Consider the following 16,875-nt stretch of genomic DNA (forward strand, 5'->3'; position numbering starts at 1 on the left):
AGTCCCTTCGTGCGCCCAGACCGCGCCCGCCGGAGATCTCGGCCGACTGGCACGCCCCGCGCCCGCACCCGCCCGTGGCTGCGTCGGCGCCCACACCCGCGCCGCGGGGAAATCTGCGCGGCGACATCGAAAGCAACGCGCGCTGGAACGAAAACGGCGCACACCCTCGCCCGCCCCCAAAACGTTGATTGGGTGCATATCGCGGCATTCACGCATTTCAAATCGAAACAAAGGGAACCACTGGCCGTTCGGCTAGTCGGAGTGATTGCCATGAGCACAGCGTGGCAGCAGAAATATCCGGTACCCGTATCCTCGCGATACGGGTTTTTTTTCGAGGATATTCGCGGCGAAAGGACTCGATCGCCGAAAACGATACGACGAAGAGGGTGACGACGGGGTGAGACCTTACGACCGCTCGATTGCGGCGGCCGTTTCACTCGGCGCGTACTCGCCCGCTTTAGCGTCGGTCCAACTCAGCGCTCGCTCTTCCCGGGCAAGCCGATTGAATTCGGCGCGCCCTTTATCCGTCAAGACTGCAATATCGACAGGAGCATGAAAGCCCGCACCCGGCGCAACGGTGCGCTGGCGGACCGTCTCCATCAAGCCGAGCCCTCGAAGATATTCGAACACACCAGGGCGCCTGGCCCATGGAACCTGACGATATTGCACTCGCCTAAGCGCTTCGAGCACCGCTTCGTTGGAATACGTGGTCATCTCGACTCTTTCTTAAAGTGCGGCCACCGTCACGCATGACGGTGCATATCTTACGGCGGCCGGTACAGATGAGCGCCAGCCGTCGAGCCGGGGCGGCGACCGGGTGTACCGGCCCCGTCATGTCGTGGACTGCATATAATCAGGCGCTACTCCACGCATCGGAATGCGCGTTTCACCCATGGTCATTCAATGTATCACCGCTGCATGCGGCGCGAACCCCGAAACCATACGTTACCCTATCTCAATTGATCATATTCACTTTATTCGCGCTTTTTTCAGCGGTTTTCGTGCTATGGCGGCGAGCGCGGAAGGTCATCGCCGTTGCAGCCCTCGCCCTGTTTTGGCTGCTTTCGGCGGGGTGGCTGACTGCCCCGGTGCTCGCTCTGGTGCAGCATGACGCGTCGCACTATCCGCCTCCGACGTTCGGCCCTCGCACGATCATCGTCGTACTCGGCGCCGGAACCGAATATGATCGGCACGGCGCGCTGGTGCCCAAATCCGACGCGTTGTCGCGGTTAGCGACGACGGCATCGCTGTATGCACAATGCAAGCAGGGAAACCGGCACTGCGAAATCATCATCAGCGGCGGCAACCCGCAACGACACCCCGCCACCGAAGCGCAGACCTACGCGCCATATCTCACCGAAGCGCATGTCGCGCGCGACGATCTCGTTCTGGAAAAGGCCAGCCTCACGACCTATGAAAACGCCGAGTTTGTCGCACGTATTTTGCACAGCGAACGTTACGATTCGTTGATGCTCGTGACATCGGCCTACCACATGCCGCGCGCACTCCTGGATTTTCACCGGTTCGGACTGACGCCCGAGCCGGTCGCCTCGAGCGGCAAGATCGTCCGCTGCGGCTTGCTGCCGCGCCTGCCGAACTTGATCGCGGCCAACGTTGCGCTGCATGAACTGATCGGCATGGCCCAGTTCTATGTCTATCGCGCGTTGGGCTGGTTTTGACGGCACAGTCCCGACATGTAACGATACGTAACCGAACGTCGCATTTGCTCCACACGAATCCCGTTCTTGGGCTTATGCTGGCTAGAATTTGCAATGTCCAGCCGGACGGGCAGCATCTGGACCACCATCCATCCATTTTTCGCACGGAGGCAATAATGAAGAAAGCGTCCCTGACTGTCATGTTTTCCCTGTCGCTGCTGGCCGGCGCCGCTTACGCACAAACTGACGAAGGCGGTGTCACGATGAGCACCGATCCGGCGAGAGCCGCCGACGTCGAACAGCGGGCGCAAGCGCTTCAGCAGCAGCAAGAGCAAATGCCGATGCAAGAACACGAGCATATGCAGATGAAGCACAAGATGCATCACCATCCGATGCACAAGCACGCTGCGAAGGGCAAGGCGAAAGCCGACAAGGCCGAGGCGGCGAGCGGCGCCAAGTAATCGCTACTGCGGCGAGGCGCCGCGGCTCACGATAAGCCGAAGCCGGTCCTGCCGGCTTCGGCTTTTTTATATGCGCGAAACAGCGCGGCCGGCATGCCGGGCCGGTATGCTACAGTCGCGCACCCGAACATTTCGTAACCCGCGCGCACCCTGGTGCGGAGAGGACAGCATGAGCAACATCCAGTTGGATATCGAATGGACTGAAGCGGCATCGCGCAAGATCGAGAAACTGATGCCGCGCGGTTCACAAGAAGCGTTTCTGGCGTTGCCGCCCGTCGAATGCCTGCCCATGGAAGGGGACGTCCTATTCCTCGGCCCGGCCGGCAAGCAGCAGCCGTTCATCGTCGTCGAGCGGCAATACCACCACGACGGCGACGCCGACTGGACCATCATCCTGATCCTGGACGTGCCGCAAGCCAGTCACTGAGCGGCTCATATTCGTTCGGGGTCCTAACGACCCCACCGATCCGGCGCACAAAAAAATACCCGCATTCCGTGGAACGCGGGTAAAACCGTCACCCTACGAGGATAGGCGACGGGGCCACCGTCGCTCGCGCAAGAAACGCGAGCCGTGTCATTTCGAGGCGGCGCTTCGAATGGATTCGAACCGCGCTTTAGTTGCGGGCACAATCGCATCAGCGTGGCGTGCGTCGCGGCCGCAACTCGCGGCTATTTGTTGATCGAAGGCCGCCTCGGCCTCCCTGCATTTTTTGCCCTACCGCAAGCTAAAAGCAGCTTACGTGCCATGCCAAAATATGCAGGCAACCCTCTGATTTAAAAAAAGAAAAAATCAACCACCCGGAAAATGAAATCGTTTCGTGATCGAAACGTTACGTCGTAACGTCACGTGACACGCAAGGCCGAGCGGGAACACGGCGCGATGGTCGATAAAGCCAGGGCGACAAAAAAAAGAACCCGCCGAGCGGCGGGTTCCGATTGAAGCTGGTGTGAAGCTCGTACGGTTTCGAGCGTCGATCAGTGCAGTTGATCGACGAGCATCGACATGATTTCCTTGGCGGGCTGCGAACTCTCGACGTCGCCCTTGTCGTTCACGACTGCCACGCGCGTTTGGTTTTCGGTGACGGCCTTCACGTTGATGTAGTACTGCTTCGCCACCTTCTCCTTGCGGCCGTGGAAGACCTGGCTCCAGAAACCCTGCTCCTCGGAACTCTTGTCCTTCGGATCGACATAGCGGATCTGGTAGAGCCCCTTCGTACGATCGCGATCGTCGACCGTGAAGTTCGAGCGATCGAGCGCGAGACCAACGCGCTCCCACGCTTGATCGTACGACTCGTCGAGCGTCAGCTCCGTCGACGTGTATTGCCCGCCCGTTGCGGCACCGGCACCTTGGGCCGCGTCTTGCGCCTGTGCCGACATCGTGGCATTGCGGGCCGCGATGGCAGCTGCGTTTGCATCGGGCTTGCCGGCCTTGGCCGCGGCGGCGTCGCTCGCGCCATTGGGCGCGATATCGGCGGCAACCGGGCCGGCCGTGTCGCTGCCGCGTGCGTCGGCCAATGCGAGGCCAGCCATCAGGCGCTTCAGATACTCGAGTTCGAGCGCCGGATCGTTCGGCTTCGCCACCCACTTCGTCGTATCGCTGTTCGTGCTCTCGAGCTCCTCGTGCATGCCCTTTTGGCTAATGAACACGTAGGTGCCGCCGTTCGGCGCCGACTCTAGACGCGTGCGGTACTTGTTGCGCTCGGCGGCAACGTAGGCGTTGCCCATCGCCTTCGAGATCGTGCCGCGGATGAGACCCAGGTTGATTTGCGGACGCGTTTCGTTCCAGTCTGTCTCGAGCACGTGCTTGTCGCGCTGATCGACGACGAGCAGGAAGCCCTGTTCCTGCCAGAAGCGGCGAACGCGGGGCCACACTTCGTCGGGCGTGCGGTTATCGATGACGAGCCAGCTTTCCGTGCCGTCACGTTGGATGTGCATCCCTTTGACCGGCGGCATCACGTTGTTTTCGGACGGCGCGGCTTTCTGCACTTGAGCGAGCGTGGAGGCCGACGTCTCGCCTCCTTGCGGCGGCAGCGAACGCTGATCGGCCGTTTCGTCGAGCAGGTTCGGCGGAACGGCGAGCGAAGCTTGCTTCGACTTCGAATCGCTCTTGTAATCGATCTTGGTGGGAGACGGGGTGCTGCAACCGGCAACGAGGCCGCCTGCCAAAATCAAAGCGGCGAGCCGCGAGGTAAAACGAAGATCGGTCATGTTCGGGAAATCCTTGCGCCTTCGCCGCCAATGTGTGAATGGATCAGCCGGGCATTTTACCGGACGCGGCGAGGCATGTGTAAAAACACGCCGGGCGCAGCGCCGGGGCGGCAATCGGCGGACACGCCGGGAAGGGGCATCGCCATTTCGGCTACTTCAGATTTCGGTTACTTCGGCTTCGTTGCTTCAATGCCGAGGCGAGCCGCCCTGCTCGAGGATATGCACCAATGCCGCCGATTTAGCGGCTTCCTCGGCCTGCTGCGCCGTGGCGAATGGCCCTTCGGCAACGTGAACGATCGGCCAATCGGCTTCGTCGCCGGGTTCGCCCGACACGCGGAAACGAGCCGCGTAGCCGCTCGGCTGCGCGGGCACGATCTGAATGTCGACCGAGACGCCTTCCATTTGATGCCGCACGAAACCATCCATGGCCGCCTCCTTGTCGCTTGCGAACGGACGCAAGCGAACATGCTAGCACCGCGCGGCGGGGGCTCGCAGTGCGTGGGTCAGCCCTTCGCCGGTGCGGGCGGGTTAGCCAGTTCGGGAGGGGCGAACCAGTGCAGGGCCTGGAGCTTGTTGCCTTCGAACGTGCATTCGGCCGAGGCCGGCTTTGCGACGGGCTTGGCCTTGGGGTGCGGCGCGCTCGCGCCGGAGGCGTCCGATGCATTGGCGGTGGGTGCGGCAGCCGCCTCGAGCGTGCCCTCGACGACGACGCGCGAACCGTGGATGCCGACGCCGACATGCGAGATCGACAGCTTTTCGGGCGGCGTGGCCTTGCCCGCTGCTTCGCGCATTTGCGCCTTGCAGGCGCTGGGGTTCGAGTACAGCGTGCAGCCACCGGCCAAGAGGGGCGCGATCGTGAGCAGCGCGACCAGCATAAGCGGGGGCTTGTTCATCGGCGTTCCTGAGGTTCGAGAGGGCCGCCATTTTATCCGAGGACGCGTTCGGCCGTTCGCCAATGCCCATCTTGGCGCCGCCACCCTAGCGGAATTGCGCCCGACCGGTGGTAGAATCGCGTCCGCCCTGCCCGGGTGATGAAATTGGTAAACATAGCGGACTTAAGCAATTGAGTGCCCGGCTGGAAACGGCTGGTGCAGAACCCTTCAAATTCGGCGAACCCCCTGGCCCCTGCTCTCGCGATAATGCGCGCCGCAGCGACAGCCGAGGCAACGCCGAGCCAAGCCCGAAAACGCAGCTGCAAGGCTGTTTCGTGGAAGGTGTAGAGACTAGACGGGGGGCGCCTAATTCAGCGCGCACGAGTTTTCGTGTGCGTAGAGACGGCGAAGGCATAGTCCAGCGCACGAACGGCGACGCCTATCGCCGGCATCGAAAGATGTAGTGTGACGAAAATCCGCCGCCGAAAGGCTTGCCGGTTCGAGTCCGGTCCCGGGCACCAGAACAAGACAGAAAAGCCCCGACGCCTAGTGAAATCCATGCCGGGCTACGCTCGTCTGGACGCGCAACGCGAGCCCGTTTTTCGCGGCATGGAAAGAAAAAGGCCGCTTATTGCGGCCACGGAGCTTAGGCTTGCTTAGGACTCTGCTGCTTGTCGTAGAGCGCGCGAGCGTCGCGCACTAACTTGAGGATCCTCCGCGAGTCCACAACGCAGGAAGCAACGTTGTGCGAATCGACCGGGTCGGCAATTTCATACTCCGCGTCCTTGCGGGCTTTCTTCAAAACGGCCAGATTTCTGGCAGCCTGTTGAGCGCCGGTGCGACCAGGCGCTACCGCTTTTCCCCACCTAGCCAAACTATCGATAACTGCCTTGTGCGTTTCCCCACGGCTGAGTTCCGCCTCCGTCGGGACAAAGGGACGCGGCACACTATCACGACTCGCGTGCAAAGCACCGTAGTATGCGCGCGAGACGGCGCTTCTCTGGTCAGCTTCCTTACACGGCTCGACAAGCAATCGCTCAGCTGTCTCGATGAACTCCTCAGGAGACACGTGCATCCTCCTGGCCTTCCGCGATTAGTCCAATGTAGAACGACCCCAGCGGGAAAGCATCAACCGCATCGAACAGGACGGGCGTCAATTCCTCGTCTAACTCCTTCACTTGCTCAGGATCCCCCTTAATTCTGACCAGGATATAGATCGATTCCTCCCCGGGACTCGTATCCGAATCACAGACTGTTCCAATTGTACGAACACGCCGGTCATGGAGAAACGAATACACAGCGGTATGCAACGCCTCAATCGTTTGCAGCGAGACCCCATTGCGTTTAACCACGGCGATCATTTGCTTCTGCGTATTTAGGTGAGGAAATTCCTCATCGGGAGAACGTTTTGCCAACTCGTCCGCCAGATCGAGAGTTCGCTGCCACCGGCCCGCTTGCCAGTTGGCTTGCATCGCTCGACGCCAAATGGCACGGTCAGTCGGATGCGTATTCGCCGCGCGCTCGTACAAATTTGCGCTTTCGATGCAACGCCCCGCGCCGTCGAGCGTCGATGCGTAATTCTCTTCCACGGTCGCTCCGGCGTCGTAGCGCATCGCTATGCCGAACTGCTCGTCCATTGTGGCGTCGTCCCACCGGATGGCAGCCACGATGCCGAGAACCTGGTGGGCCAGAACCGGATCTACGGGAATGCCGTTCTTAGCAGCTCGCTCAAGACGAGCGAGCGTAAACGAGTCAATCGAGCCCCAATCCTTGTGTACGAGGGACGACAGTTCGTCAAACGCCTCTTCGGCAACAGATTTTGCTCGTGGAGCGGCCATGAAGCAGAAGTTTCCTTACACAAAGACGCAAGCGCACGTCGAACCCTGTAGTGGGTCGGATCGTAACATTTCGATGAAAAACATAGCTCTTTTTTCCGTACTCCGACGGCGCATAACAAGCAACCGGTGATCGTCGCGGGAGCCCGGCAACGGCCTGCTCCATGTCACTCGCGCCGGACCTCGCGAGGCGTTACGTCGACCGATCCGCCACTGGCAAGGCCTAGCGCCTGCGGCACGGTCAATGTTTGAACCACTCGAATACAGGATCATGCGGCTCTCCTGAAGGCCTCGAGCCTATCGGACTGTGCCGCGGCACGGTACTCGCACCACTGGCGGGAACCCGAAAGTTTAAATATCTCGAAATATAGGGCTTCGCGCCGCGCAACTTCAAATACGGTTTTGTATGGCAGCTACCGTGCAAATATCAACCGCCGTCGGTTCGGTTAAAATGCCGCTCCCCATCCCGAAATCCACAGGTGTCCCGAATGAACAAGTAATGCCTGGATGCCTTCGCATCTTGCCCACTCGCTGCCTCGTGCGCGAGCCGCATTGCTTTTTCATTTCGATCCTCCTGCTCATGCCGTCCCCCTGAGATCCGGGGTTTCACGGTTTATTGATGCGGGATCGTGCTCGCGGCAAGCGTACCGACAGGCAGTTTTCCAAGCCCATTCGAGGAAAACACGATGCCCGCTTTGCCGACCAACGAATTAGACATCTTCGACCACAACCGTACTGCCTGGAACCGTCAGGCCGCGAACCGGTGTGAATGGTCTCAACCCGTCGGCCCCGATGTCATCGCAGCCGCCCACCGCGGTGATTGGACCGTCCATCTGACGCCCAATGCGCTTCCTCCACACTGGCTACCTGACGTTCGGGCGCAGCGCATTCTCTGCCTCGCTTCGGCGGGCGGTCAGCAAGCACCGGTTCTCGCTGCAGCCGGCGCCGACGTCACGGTCTTTGACGCGTCCGCTTCGCAACTTGAGCTGGACGAGATGGTCGCGCGCCGGGATGGTCTCGCCTTGAAAATCGTGCAAGGCGACATGCGCGATCTATCAGTCTTTGCGGATGCATCGTTCGACGTCATTTTTCATCCGATCTCCAACTTGTATGTGCCGGATGTGCGGCCCGTGTGGCACGAATGCTTCAGAGTATTGCGAGCGGGTGGCGGACGCTTGCTTAGCAGTTTCTTCAATCCCGTCGTGTTTGTTGCAGATCGGAGCCCAACGTTCGCCGAGCAGGGCTTGATCTGCCCGCGCTTCAGCGTCCCGTACTCGGATGTGCGCGACCTCGCTCCAGAGGAGTTGGCGCGAAAACAGTCGAACGGAGAGGCCTTGGTATTCGGTCACAGCTTGAGTGAACAGATCGGCGGCCAACTAGAGGCGGGATTCGTGCTGAAAGGATTCTACGAAGATAAACAGCCCAAGCCTCGGTTTGTCATCGACAACTTTCTTCCGACGTTTCTGGCTACGCTCGCCGTCAAGCTCTGACGGATGCGATGCGAATGCAAGCCGAAGAGAACACGCGAACGCAGGCCTAAGCATGGCCACGGCTCGCAATCGTGCAACGATCCGTTGCACGATTGCCTTGGTCGCGCACGCTCGTGCAGTTTCCAAGACCATCTACTCCGCAGCAAACGCCTCTCCGTCTTCCACATCGGGTATGCTGGCCGCTCTTCCGCATCACCGGACTAACGCGAAACAGGGGAACGATGACATGCGGCGTGTCGTGTTCAATCAGAAGGGTGGCGTAGGCAAATCCACCATCGTTTGCAATCTCGCTGCGATCTGCGCGAAGGAAGGCCGGCGTACGCTGGTCATCGACCTCGACGCGCAGGCGAATTCGAGCCAGTACTTGCTGGGCACCGCGTTGGCCGACGCGAAGCCCAACGCCGCGGACTTCTTCGAAACCGCGCTCAACTTCAACTTCCGGCCCATCGATGTGACGTCGTTCATCCATTCGACGCCCTTCGAGAATCTGGACATCATGCCCGCGCACTCCGATCTCGACACGCTGCACAGCAAGCTCGAGTCGCGCTACAAGATCTACAAGCTGCGGGACGCGCTGAACGAACTCGACATGTACGACGCGATCTACATCGACACGCCGCCCGCGCTGAATTTCTATACGCGGGCCGCGCTGATCGCGGTCGAGCGCTGCTTGATTCCGTTCGACTGTGACGACTTCTCGCGCCGCGCGCTCTACGCGCTGCTCGACAACGTGAAGGAAATTCAGCAGGACCACAACGCCGATCTCGCCGTCGAAGGCATTGTCGTCAACCAGTTCCAGCCGCGTGCGAGCCTGCCGCAGAAACTTGTCGACGAACTCGTCGACGAAGGCTTGCCCGTCCTGGCGTCGCGGCTGTCGTCGTCGGTGAAGATTCGCGAATCACATCAGCAGGCGAAGCCGGTCATTTACCTCGATCCGGCGCACAAGATCGCGCGAGAGTTTGTCGCCCTGCATCAGGAGTTGAGCGGAGCTTAAGGCCGCACATGGCGGGCGAATCTCGTCAGCGGGAAGTCCTAAGGGTTCTTCGTTACGCCACTGGCCGTGACGCTGTCGAGCAAGACCTTCATCTGCTGTTGGGTCCTGCTTACGTCCTCTTGGACCTGCTTCAGTTGGTCGGTGGCCTGCACAATTGACGTTGGCGTGTTCTTGCCTGACTCGAACGAGGCAACCCTATTCGACAGCACAGTAGCGTTGAAAGCTGCGTTCCCGCCGACAATCGCAGTCACTGCGCCTATCGCGGTTGTTACCGTCACAGTCTTGAGACTACGTACTTGTTCTGCGGTCTCCTTCCGAGCAGCAGTCGAATCGTCGCGCAGGTCCTTAACGGCATCCGCGAGACGCTGGTCTCGCTCATCCATAAGCTTCTGCTGCCCTTCCCTCCACTGAGTGTACAAGGCGCTCTGGCTACTTATGCGTTCGTCAAGGAGACGAACGTGGGCCTCCAGCCTATCGTCTAGGCGGCGCAGGTGTAGCTCAAATTCGTCTTTGGTCGGAGCGCTCATAGGTAATCGCGATCGATGTTCGAACCTCCCGGCTCTGGAAGTTCGGCTGCTCCCGTAAGAATACCGGCCGCACCGGGTCGCCCCGCGTTCGCCCCCAAAATTCAGACGATCGAACACCCCGACGACCACGTTGCGCAAGCATCGTGTCGACCATCGCCACCATTCGTCATCGATCTGAAAGAAACAGAAGTTCTGCTATACAGCTAAAGAAGCATTTTGGGGTTTAGTTTAGCGATTTCCGCTAGTTTTGCTGTACAGCAAAACTATCCTAACGAAACTCCATCGCTCCGATGTCGTTGCCGCTGCGCGCCTCCAGGCCCGGCGTATGCGCCTAGAATCAATACAGACAGACCCAGCCACCTGCAATGCGAACCCGCCCGACCGTCGCCGGGCACAGATCGGGCCTGACCAACCTGGAGCAACATCATGCCTTTCTTCCCCATATTTCTCGTGGCCGTTGTCGCGCTGGTTGTAGCCATGCACCGCGGCATAACCCGCAGCGAAGACGAGCGACTTCGCACGCAATTCCAAGCGGAAGGCGAGGAAAGCGAGTTGTCGCGCCAGTTGATGCACGCTTCGGGATACGGCGTCTAAGCGCCTACGCAGTCCAGCATCCTTCAGCTTGCCAAGATGCGGTCCCAAAGCACTCGTGAGTAGGCCGCGGTCCGCATCCCCCTTCAGTTCGACGTCTCCCGACATCGGCCCGCTCAAGCCATAAGCCTTCGACAGCCCTGCTCCTCGATGTCGGGCACCACACCCTCTAAGCGTCGCCCTCAACTCTTATATAAGACATAAGACATTTGACGTTACAGAGCGTCGCGACTAAAATCGCGTTCGATGCAGTGCCAGGGCAGCCTCACCGTGCCTGACAAGCCTTCCCCTCAAACACGATCCAGCAGGTCCCCCATGCTTGAAAACTTTCGTGCTCACGTGGCCGCACGCGCCGCGCTCGGTATCCCTCCCCTGCCGCTGACGGCTCAGCAAACCGCCGAGCTGGTGGAACTGCTGACGAATCCGCCCGCAGGCGAAGAGCAAACGCTGCTCGACCTGATCACCCATCGCGTGCCCGCCGGCGTGGACGAAGCCGCTCGCGTAAAGGCCGGCTTCCTAGCCGCCGTGGCTAAAGGCGAGACGGCCTGCGCGCTGATCTCGCGCGAGCGCGCCACGGAACTGCTCGGCACGATGCTGGGCGGCTACAACATCCAGCCGCTGATCGAGTTGCTGTCCGACGCCGCGGTCGCCGCCGTGGCAGCCGAAGCGCTGAAGAAAACCCTCCTGATGTTCGATCAGTTCCACGACGTCAAAGAACTGTCCGACAAGGGCAACGCCCACGCGAAGGCCGTGATGCAAAGCTGGGCCGACGCCGAATGGTTCACGAGCCGTCCGGAAGTGCCGCAAAGCCTGACCATCACCGTATTCAAGGTGACGGGCGAAACCAACACCGACGATCTGTCGCCGGCCCCCGACGCCACCACGCGCCCGGACATCCCGATGCACGCGCTGGCGATGCTGAAGAACGCCCGTCCCGGCATCACCCCGGAAGAAGACGGCAAGCGCGGCCCGATCAAGTTCATCGAATCGCTGAAGGAAAAGGGCCACCTGGTCGCGTACGTGGGCGACGTGGTCGGCACCGGCTCCTCGCGCAAGTCGGCCACGAACTCGGTGCTGTGGTTCACGGGCGAAGACATCCCCTTCATTCCGAACAAGCGCTTCGGCGGCGTGTGTCTCGGCGGCAAGATCGCCCCGATCTTCTACAACACGATGGAAGATGCCGGCGCCCTGCCGATCGAACTCGACGTGTCGCAGATGGAAATGGGCGACGTAGTCGAACTGCGCCCGTACGAAGGCAAAGCGCTGAAGAACGGCGCCGTAATCGCCGAATTCCAGGTCAAGTCCGACGTGCTCTTCGATGAAGTGCGCGCCGGCGGCCGCATTCCGCTGATCATCGGCCGCGGCCTCACGGCCAAGGCGCGGGAGGCGCTGGGCTTGGCTCCGTCGGCCTTGTTCCGTCTGCCGCAGCAGCCGGCCGACAGCGGCAAGGGCTTCTCGCTGGCCCAGAAGATGGTCGGCCGCGCATGCGGTCTGCCGGAAGGCCAGGGCATTCGCCCGGGCACGTATTGCGAACCGAAGATGACTTCGGTCGGCTCGCAGGACACCACCGGCCCGATGACCCGCGACGAACTGAAGGACCTGGCATGCCTCGGCTTCTCGGCCGACCTGGTGATGCAGTCGTTCTGCCACACCGCCGCTTATCCGAAGCCGGTGGACGTGAAGACGCACCAAACCCTGCCGAACTTCATCAGCACCCGTGGCGGCATCGCGCTGCGTCCGGGCGACGGCGTGATCCACTCGTGGCTGAACCGCATGCTGCTGCCCGACACCGTCGGCACCGGCGGCGACTCGCACACGCGCTTCCCGATCGGCATCAGCTTCCCGGCGGGTTCGGGCCTGGTCGCCTTCGCGGCCGCCACCGGCACGATGCCGCTGGACATGCCGGAATCGGTGCTGGTCCGCTTCAAGGGCAAGATGCAGCCGGGCGTGACGCTGCGCGATCTGGTCAACGCGATTCCGCTGTACGCCATCAAGCAAGGCATGCTGACGGTGGCCAAGCAAGGCAAGAAGAACATCTTCTCGGGCCGCATTCTCGAAATCGAAGGCCTGCCCGACTTGAAGGTCGAGCAAGCGTTCGAGTTGTCGGATGCGTCCGCCGAGCGCTCGGCCGCCGGTTGCACGGTCCACCTGAACAAGGAACCGATCATCGAGTACCTCAACAGCAACGTCACGCTGCTGAAGTGGATGATCGCCGAAGGCTACCAAGACCCGCGCAGCCTGCAGCGCCGTGTCTCGGCGATGGAGCAGTGGCTGGCCGATCCGCAACTGCTGTCGCCGGATGCCGACGCCGAGTACGCAGCCGTCATCGAGATCGACCTGGCGGACATCCACGAGCCGATCGTGGCCTGCCCGAACGATCCGGACGACGTGAAGACGCTGTCGGACGTGGCCGGCGCCAAGATCGACGAAGTGTTCATCGGCTCGTGCATGACCAACATCGGTCACTTCCGCGCCGCGTCGAAGCTGCTGGAAGGCAAGCGCGACATCCCGGTCAAGCTGTGGGTGGCCCCGCCGACCAAGATGGACCAGAAGCAGTTGACGGAAGAAGGTCACTACGGCGTGTTCGGCACGGCCGGTGCCCGCACCGAAATGCCGGGCTGCTCGCTGTGCATGGGCAATCAGGCACAGGTGCGCGAAGGTGCAACGGTCATGTCGACGTCGACCCGCAACTTCCCGAACCGTCTGGGCAAGAACACGAACGTGTACCTCGGCTCGGCGGAACTGGCGGCGATCTGCTCGCGTCTGGGCAAGATCCCGTCGAAGGAAGAGTACATGGCCGACATCGGCGTGCTCAACGCCAACGGCGACAAGATCTACAAGTACATGAACTTCGACCAGATCCAAGACTTCAAGGAAGTGGCGGACACGGTGAATATGTAAATGAGCCGCTGGGCTAGGGCGTGACGTTCACGTCGTAGCGCCACAAAAAAGCGCTGCGGGCTAAGTTGCCTGCAGCGCTTTTTTTGTTTGGGTTGCGATGAGTTCGTCGTTCGGAAACGCCGGCGGCGCGACTGGCAGTCCCCTATCGCCCCACCCGCGCCTCGATGAATCTCGACAAGAAAGCGCGGGTTGCCGCCTGAGTGGGATGATCGATCACCTGCTCGGCCGGCCCCGCTTCGACGACCACTCCGTCGCGCATGAAAATCACCTGATCGGCAACCTCGCGCGCAAACGCGATTTCGTGCGTGACGAGAATCATCGTCATGCCGTCTTCCGCAAGCGCCCTCATCACCGAGAGCACCTCGCCGACTAGCTCCGGATCCAGCGCGGACGTCGCTTCGTCGAACAACATCACGTCGGGACGCAACGCCAGCGCCCTCGCAATGGCGACACGCTGCTTCTGCCCGCCGGACAACTTGTCGGGATAGGTATCGGCCTTGTCGGCAAGCCCCACGCGCGTCAGCAATTCCATCGCGAGCGCGCGAGCCTCCGGCTTGGGCACCTTCTTGACGGAAATCGGCCCTTCCATGACGTTCTGAACGACGGTCATGTGCGGGAACAGATTGAAATGCTGAAACACCATCCCCGTCGTGGCGCGATAGCTGGCGAGATCCTTCTCGCGCATCTTGCTCGCCTGTCCGCCTTGAAACGACATCGTCCGAGCGCCGACGCGAATCTTTCCGCCGTCGGGAATCGTCAATAGATTGATACAACGCAGCAAGGTGGATTTGCCCGAGCCGGATGGGCCGATCATCGCCACGACCGATCCCTTCCCGACCTTCAGCGATATGTCCTTCAAGACAACGTGATCGCCGAAGCGTTTGCTCAGATTGTCGACCTCGATCATCAACTCGCTCATGATCAGTTCCTGTCTTGCTTGGCGAGGCGGCTCTCGAGACGCTTGGACCAAACCGTTGCGGGAAAGAGAACGATGAAATAGCAGACGGCCGCAATCGTATAAAGCTCGAGCGGCCGATAGGAATCGTGCGCCGCCGACTGGGCTTGATACAACAGATCCGGCACGGCGATCACCGAAAGCAGTGAAGTGTTCTTCAACTGCATGATGGATTGGCTCATCAGCGGCGGAACCATCCGTCGAAACGCCTGCGGCAAGATGACCCTGCGCATGATCTGTTTGCGCCGCATGCCCAGCGCCATCCCCGCCTCCGTCTGCCCCCAATCCACGGCGAGAATGCCGGCGCGCACGATCTCCGCGTAGAACGCTCCGCCGTACAACGTCAGAGAGAGCGCTGCCGCCATGGCCGGCGACATTTCAATCCCGGTGAGAATCGGCAACGCGTAGTAAAACCAGATCAGCTGCACCAGCACCGGCGTGCATCGAAACACCTCGACGTAGCAGCGAAAGAGACCGGCAATGACCGCCGGCCCCCGTACCCGTCCAATGCCGACGATCATGCCCAGCAACAGTCCCGCCGCAACGACGATCACCGTATAGACCAGCGTATAAGCCAAGCCGCTCAGCAAAAGCTTGTGATAAACCCAAACCGATCCAAAATCCCAGTGGTACACGTCCCCTCCAGTTGCTGTTGCCGGCCGTCGTTTCCTGGACCTACAGCGTCACTTCCTTCGGGAACAACTTCGGATCGATCCCGGCGAGCTTCTGCATATTGTCGAGAATGGTCTTTCTGATGTTGCCGCTTGCCCGCTGCTTCGAGAGCCAATCGTTGAGGTAATTCATGAACGCCGGATCGTCTTCTTTCTGAAGCCCCACGGCGGTGGGCGCGGTCGATTGCGGACTCGGCACGACCAAATGGCCCAATTGCGGCGACTTCGACAAAACCGTGACCGCCAGCAGCACGACCAGCACCTGTGCGTCGACTCGCCCGGTCTGCAAGGCAAGCGTCGCATCGCCCGAGGTTTCGAAGCGGCGCAGCGACGCATGCGACAAACTCTGAGTCGCAAAGGTGTCCTGATTGGAGCCCTGATCGACCGAAAGGCGAACACTCGGCTTGTCGACGTCCGCCCATGTCTTCGGATCGAAACCCTTTCGCGCAACCAGCGTGAAGGTGTTCAGGAACAGCGGACTCGTGAAACCGACGGTCTTCTTGCGCGCCTCGGTCGGCGCCAGCCCGAACATGCAATCGATCTTGTTCGATTGCAGATCGAGCACGGAATTGCCCCACGTCGTATCGACGACCTGCAACTGCACGCCCAGCGACGCCGCCAGTTGCTTCGCGAAATCCACGCAGAAGCCTTGCCATTCGCCTGTTGCGACGGACTTGACGAAATACGGCGCCGCACCGGCGACGAATCCCGTACGAAGCACCTTCGTGCGCTTGATACGCGCCATCGTGGATTCAGCCTGCGCAAGGGCGGGCACCGACACCATCGTACCCAGACCGGCGGCACACATCCCTGCGACAAAATCTCTGCGGGTGATCACAACCATTCTCCTCGAGCCAGTGGACTATTTTGTCAGTCTGACAATATGCCCAGTGCCGCGCCGCAGATGCATGCGGGCAAACCCTAGCGCACGGTGCGCGCCATAACGTTCACTCCCGCCTCGTGAGAAAGCAGGCCACCTACGCGGCGTGCGACTGGATAGCGGCAACGAACCAGCGGATCAATCCGACCATGTCGAATACGGGCAGCCCCGTTGCCGCGCGCAACGCCGGCGCGAAGGGCGGCATGTTGGTGCATTCGCAAACGATCGCTCCGACTTCGGGATGGCTTGCCGTCAGGCGCCGTGCCGCGTCGACCATCTCTCGTTCAAGCACGGAGAAGTCCGCGGCCGACGGCAGCGCCTGGTCCGTGAACGCCTTGCGAAAGAGACTGTGCTCGTGCATTCCGACGATCGGCGTCGTCGCATCGACGCCCACGGCCGCGAGGTGCCGGTCCGTCAATGCGCGTTCGTTGATCGTCAAGATGCCGACGCGTTTTCCCTTCGGCAGCATGCGCTCGACGATAGGCACCTGCAACAGCGAGCTAGTCGCCACGGGGACCGGCAACGCCTCGCTCAGTTCGCGTTGGAACAGCGCGAGGAATCCGCAGCTCGTCGTAATACCCTGCACGCCCAGGTCGATCAACTCACGCGCGGCTTCGATGAACGGCTCGAGCAGGCCGGCGCCCTCGTCGTCGATCACGCGGGCGGGCGTCGCGCCTTTGACCACTTTGAACTGAAGCGCAACGGGCCAGGTGAGCCCATTGCCGATCTCCCCCGGAAAGCGCACGAAGCGCGTGTCCAGCATCAGGACGCCAAGCGTCAATCCGTTGACGACGGGCCGCGCCGGCTTCGACAGGGGGTGTCGTGGGTTCAT

At 61.0% G+C, this 16,875-nt stretch carries 18 protein-coding genes; 7 read left to right on the forward strand and 11 right to left on the reverse strand.

Annotated elements, in window-relative coordinates:
- Positions 1–405: 405 nt before the first annotated feature.
- On the reverse strand, positions 406–714 hold the full coding sequence (locus DWV00_RS19385; protein ID WP_115535199.1) for a hypothetical protein: 309 nt from the start codon (positions 712–714) through the stop codon (positions 406–408).
- A 245-nt stretch (positions 715–959) separates the two neighbouring features.
- Between DWV00_RS19385 and DWV00_RS19390 the strand changes: the two genes are divergently transcribed.
- The 3 genes from DWV00_RS19390 (at position 960) to DWV00_RS19400 (ending at position 2,546) form a co-directional block, all read left to right on the forward strand.
- Complete coding sequence (locus tag DWV00_RS19390; RefSeq protein ID WP_425452803.1) at positions 960–1,679, forward strand: YdcF family protein; 720 nt, start codon at positions 960–962, stop codon at positions 1,677–1,679.
- Positions 1,680–1,834: 155 nt separating this feature from the next.
- Complete coding sequence (locus DWV00_RS19395) at positions 1,835–2,119, forward strand: hypothetical protein (protein ID WP_115535201.1); 285 nt, start codon at positions 1,835–1,837, stop codon at positions 2,117–2,119.
- 169 nt (positions 2,120–2,288) lie between these two features.
- Complete coding sequence (locus tag DWV00_RS19400; RefSeq protein WP_115535202.1) at positions 2,289–2,546, forward strand: DNA-binding protein; 258 nt, start codon at positions 2,289–2,291, stop codon at positions 2,544–2,546.
- Between the two features lie 548 nt (positions 2,547–3,094).
- Here DWV00_RS19400 and bamC read toward each other — a convergent pair.
- The 5 genes from bamC to DWV00_RS19430 all read right to left on the reverse strand — a co-directional run bounded on the left by bamC (position 3,095) and on the right by DWV00_RS19430 (position 7,037).
- The gene (gene bamC / locus DWV00_RS19405) at positions 3,095–4,327 is read right to left on the reverse strand and encodes an outer membrane protein assembly factor BamC (RefSeq protein WP_115535203.1); all 1,233 of its coding nucleotides are present in this window, start codon (positions 4,325–4,327) and stop codon (positions 3,095–3,097) included.
- A 186-nt stretch (positions 4,328–4,513) separates the two neighbouring features.
- Entirely contained in the window at positions 4,514–4,753 is a 240-nt protein-coding gene (locus DWV00_RS19410; RefSeq protein WP_115535204.1) for a hypothetical protein, read from the reverse strand.
- A gap of 77 nt (positions 4,754–4,830) precedes the next feature.
- Positions 4,831–5,220 (reverse strand): hypothetical protein, encoded by a 390-nt coding sequence (locus tag DWV00_RS19415; protein ID WP_147297933.1) that lies wholly within the window; start codon positions 5,218–5,220, stop codon positions 4,831–4,833.
- A 625-nt stretch (positions 5,221–5,845) separates the two neighbouring features.
- Positions 5,846–6,268, reverse strand: coding sequence for a hypothetical protein (locus DWV00_RS19425; protein WP_147297934.1), 423 nt, complete (start codon positions 6,266–6,268; stop codon positions 5,846–5,848).
- Positions 6,258–7,037 (reverse strand): hypothetical protein, encoded by a 780-nt coding sequence (locus DWV00_RS19430; protein WP_115535207.1) that lies wholly within the window; start codon positions 7,035–7,037, stop codon positions 6,258–6,260. Before DWV00_RS19430 ends, DWV00_RS19425 begins: the two co-directional genes overlap by 11 nt.
- Positions 7,038–7,720: 683 nt before the next feature.
- Here DWV00_RS19430 and DWV00_RS19435 point away from each other — a divergent pair.
- Together DWV00_RS19435 and DWV00_RS19440 are read left to right on the forward strand one after the other, a co-directional pair.
- Positions 7,721–8,524: a class I SAM-dependent methyltransferase gene (locus DWV00_RS19435; RefSeq protein WP_115535208.1), complete on the forward strand. Its 804-nt coding sequence runs from the start codon at positions 7,721–7,723 to the stop codon at positions 8,522–8,524.
- 226 nt (positions 8,525–8,750) lie between these two features.
- Positions 8,751–9,518 (forward strand): ParA family protein, encoded by a 768-nt coding sequence (locus DWV00_RS19440; protein ID WP_115535209.1) that lies wholly within the window; start codon positions 8,751–8,753, stop codon positions 9,516–9,518.
- 38 nt (positions 9,519–9,556) lie between these two features.
- On the opposite strand, the gene DWV00_RS19445 is transcribed toward DWV00_RS19440, so the two are convergent.
- A complete protein-coding gene (locus tag DWV00_RS19445; protein ID WP_115535210.1) occupies positions 9,557–10,045 on the reverse strand; it encodes a hypothetical protein in 489 nt (162 codons plus the stop codon).
- Positions 10,046–10,471: 426 nt separating this feature from the next.
- Between DWV00_RS19445 and DWV00_RS34115 the strand changes: the two genes are divergently transcribed.
- Positions 10,472–10,639 (forward strand): hypothetical protein, encoded by a 168-nt coding sequence (locus tag DWV00_RS34115; RefSeq protein WP_181885525.1) that lies wholly within the window; start codon positions 10,472–10,474, stop codon positions 10,637–10,639.
- A 312-nt stretch (positions 10,640–10,951) separates the two neighbouring features.
- Positions 10,952–13,537, forward strand: coding sequence for a bifunctional aconitate hydratase 2/2-methylisocitrate dehydratase (acnB, locus tag DWV00_RS19450; RefSeq protein WP_115535211.1), 2,586 nt, complete (start codon positions 10,952–10,954; stop codon positions 13,535–13,537).
- Positions 13,538–13,679: 142 nt separating this feature from the next.
- On the opposite strand, the gene DWV00_RS19455 is transcribed toward acnB, so the two are convergent.
- The 4 genes from DWV00_RS19455 to DWV00_RS19470 all read right to left on the reverse strand — a co-directional run bounded on the left by DWV00_RS19455 (position 13,680) and on the right by DWV00_RS19470 (position 16,875).
- Positions 13,680–14,456 (reverse strand): amino acid ABC transporter ATP-binding protein, encoded by a 777-nt coding sequence (locus DWV00_RS19455; protein WP_115535212.1) that lies wholly within the window; start codon positions 14,454–14,456, stop codon positions 13,680–13,682.
- A 2-nt stretch (positions 14,457–14,458) separates the two neighbouring features.
- Positions 14,459–15,127 (reverse strand): amino acid ABC transporter permease, encoded by a 669-nt coding sequence (locus DWV00_RS19460; RefSeq protein WP_115535213.1) that lies wholly within the window; start codon positions 15,125–15,127, stop codon positions 14,459–14,461.
- A 40-nt stretch (positions 15,128–15,167) separates the two neighbouring features.
- Positions 15,168–16,001: a transporter substrate-binding domain-containing protein gene (locus tag DWV00_RS19465; RefSeq protein WP_181885526.1), complete on the reverse strand. Its 834-nt coding sequence runs from the start codon at positions 15,999–16,001 to the stop codon at positions 15,168–15,170.
- 139 nt (positions 16,002–16,140) lie between these two features.
- Positions 16,141–16,875 carry an aspartate/glutamate racemase family protein gene (locus DWV00_RS19470; RefSeq protein WP_115535215.1) on the reverse strand — a complete coding sequence of 245 codons (735 nt, stop codon included), beginning with the start codon at positions 16,873–16,875 and terminating at the stop codon, positions 16,141–16,143.

This window comes from Trinickia dinghuensis (assembly GCF_003367175.1).
Classification (GTDB): domain Bacteria; phylum Pseudomonadota; class Gammaproteobacteria; order Burkholderiales; family Burkholderiaceae; genus Trinickia; species Trinickia dinghuensis.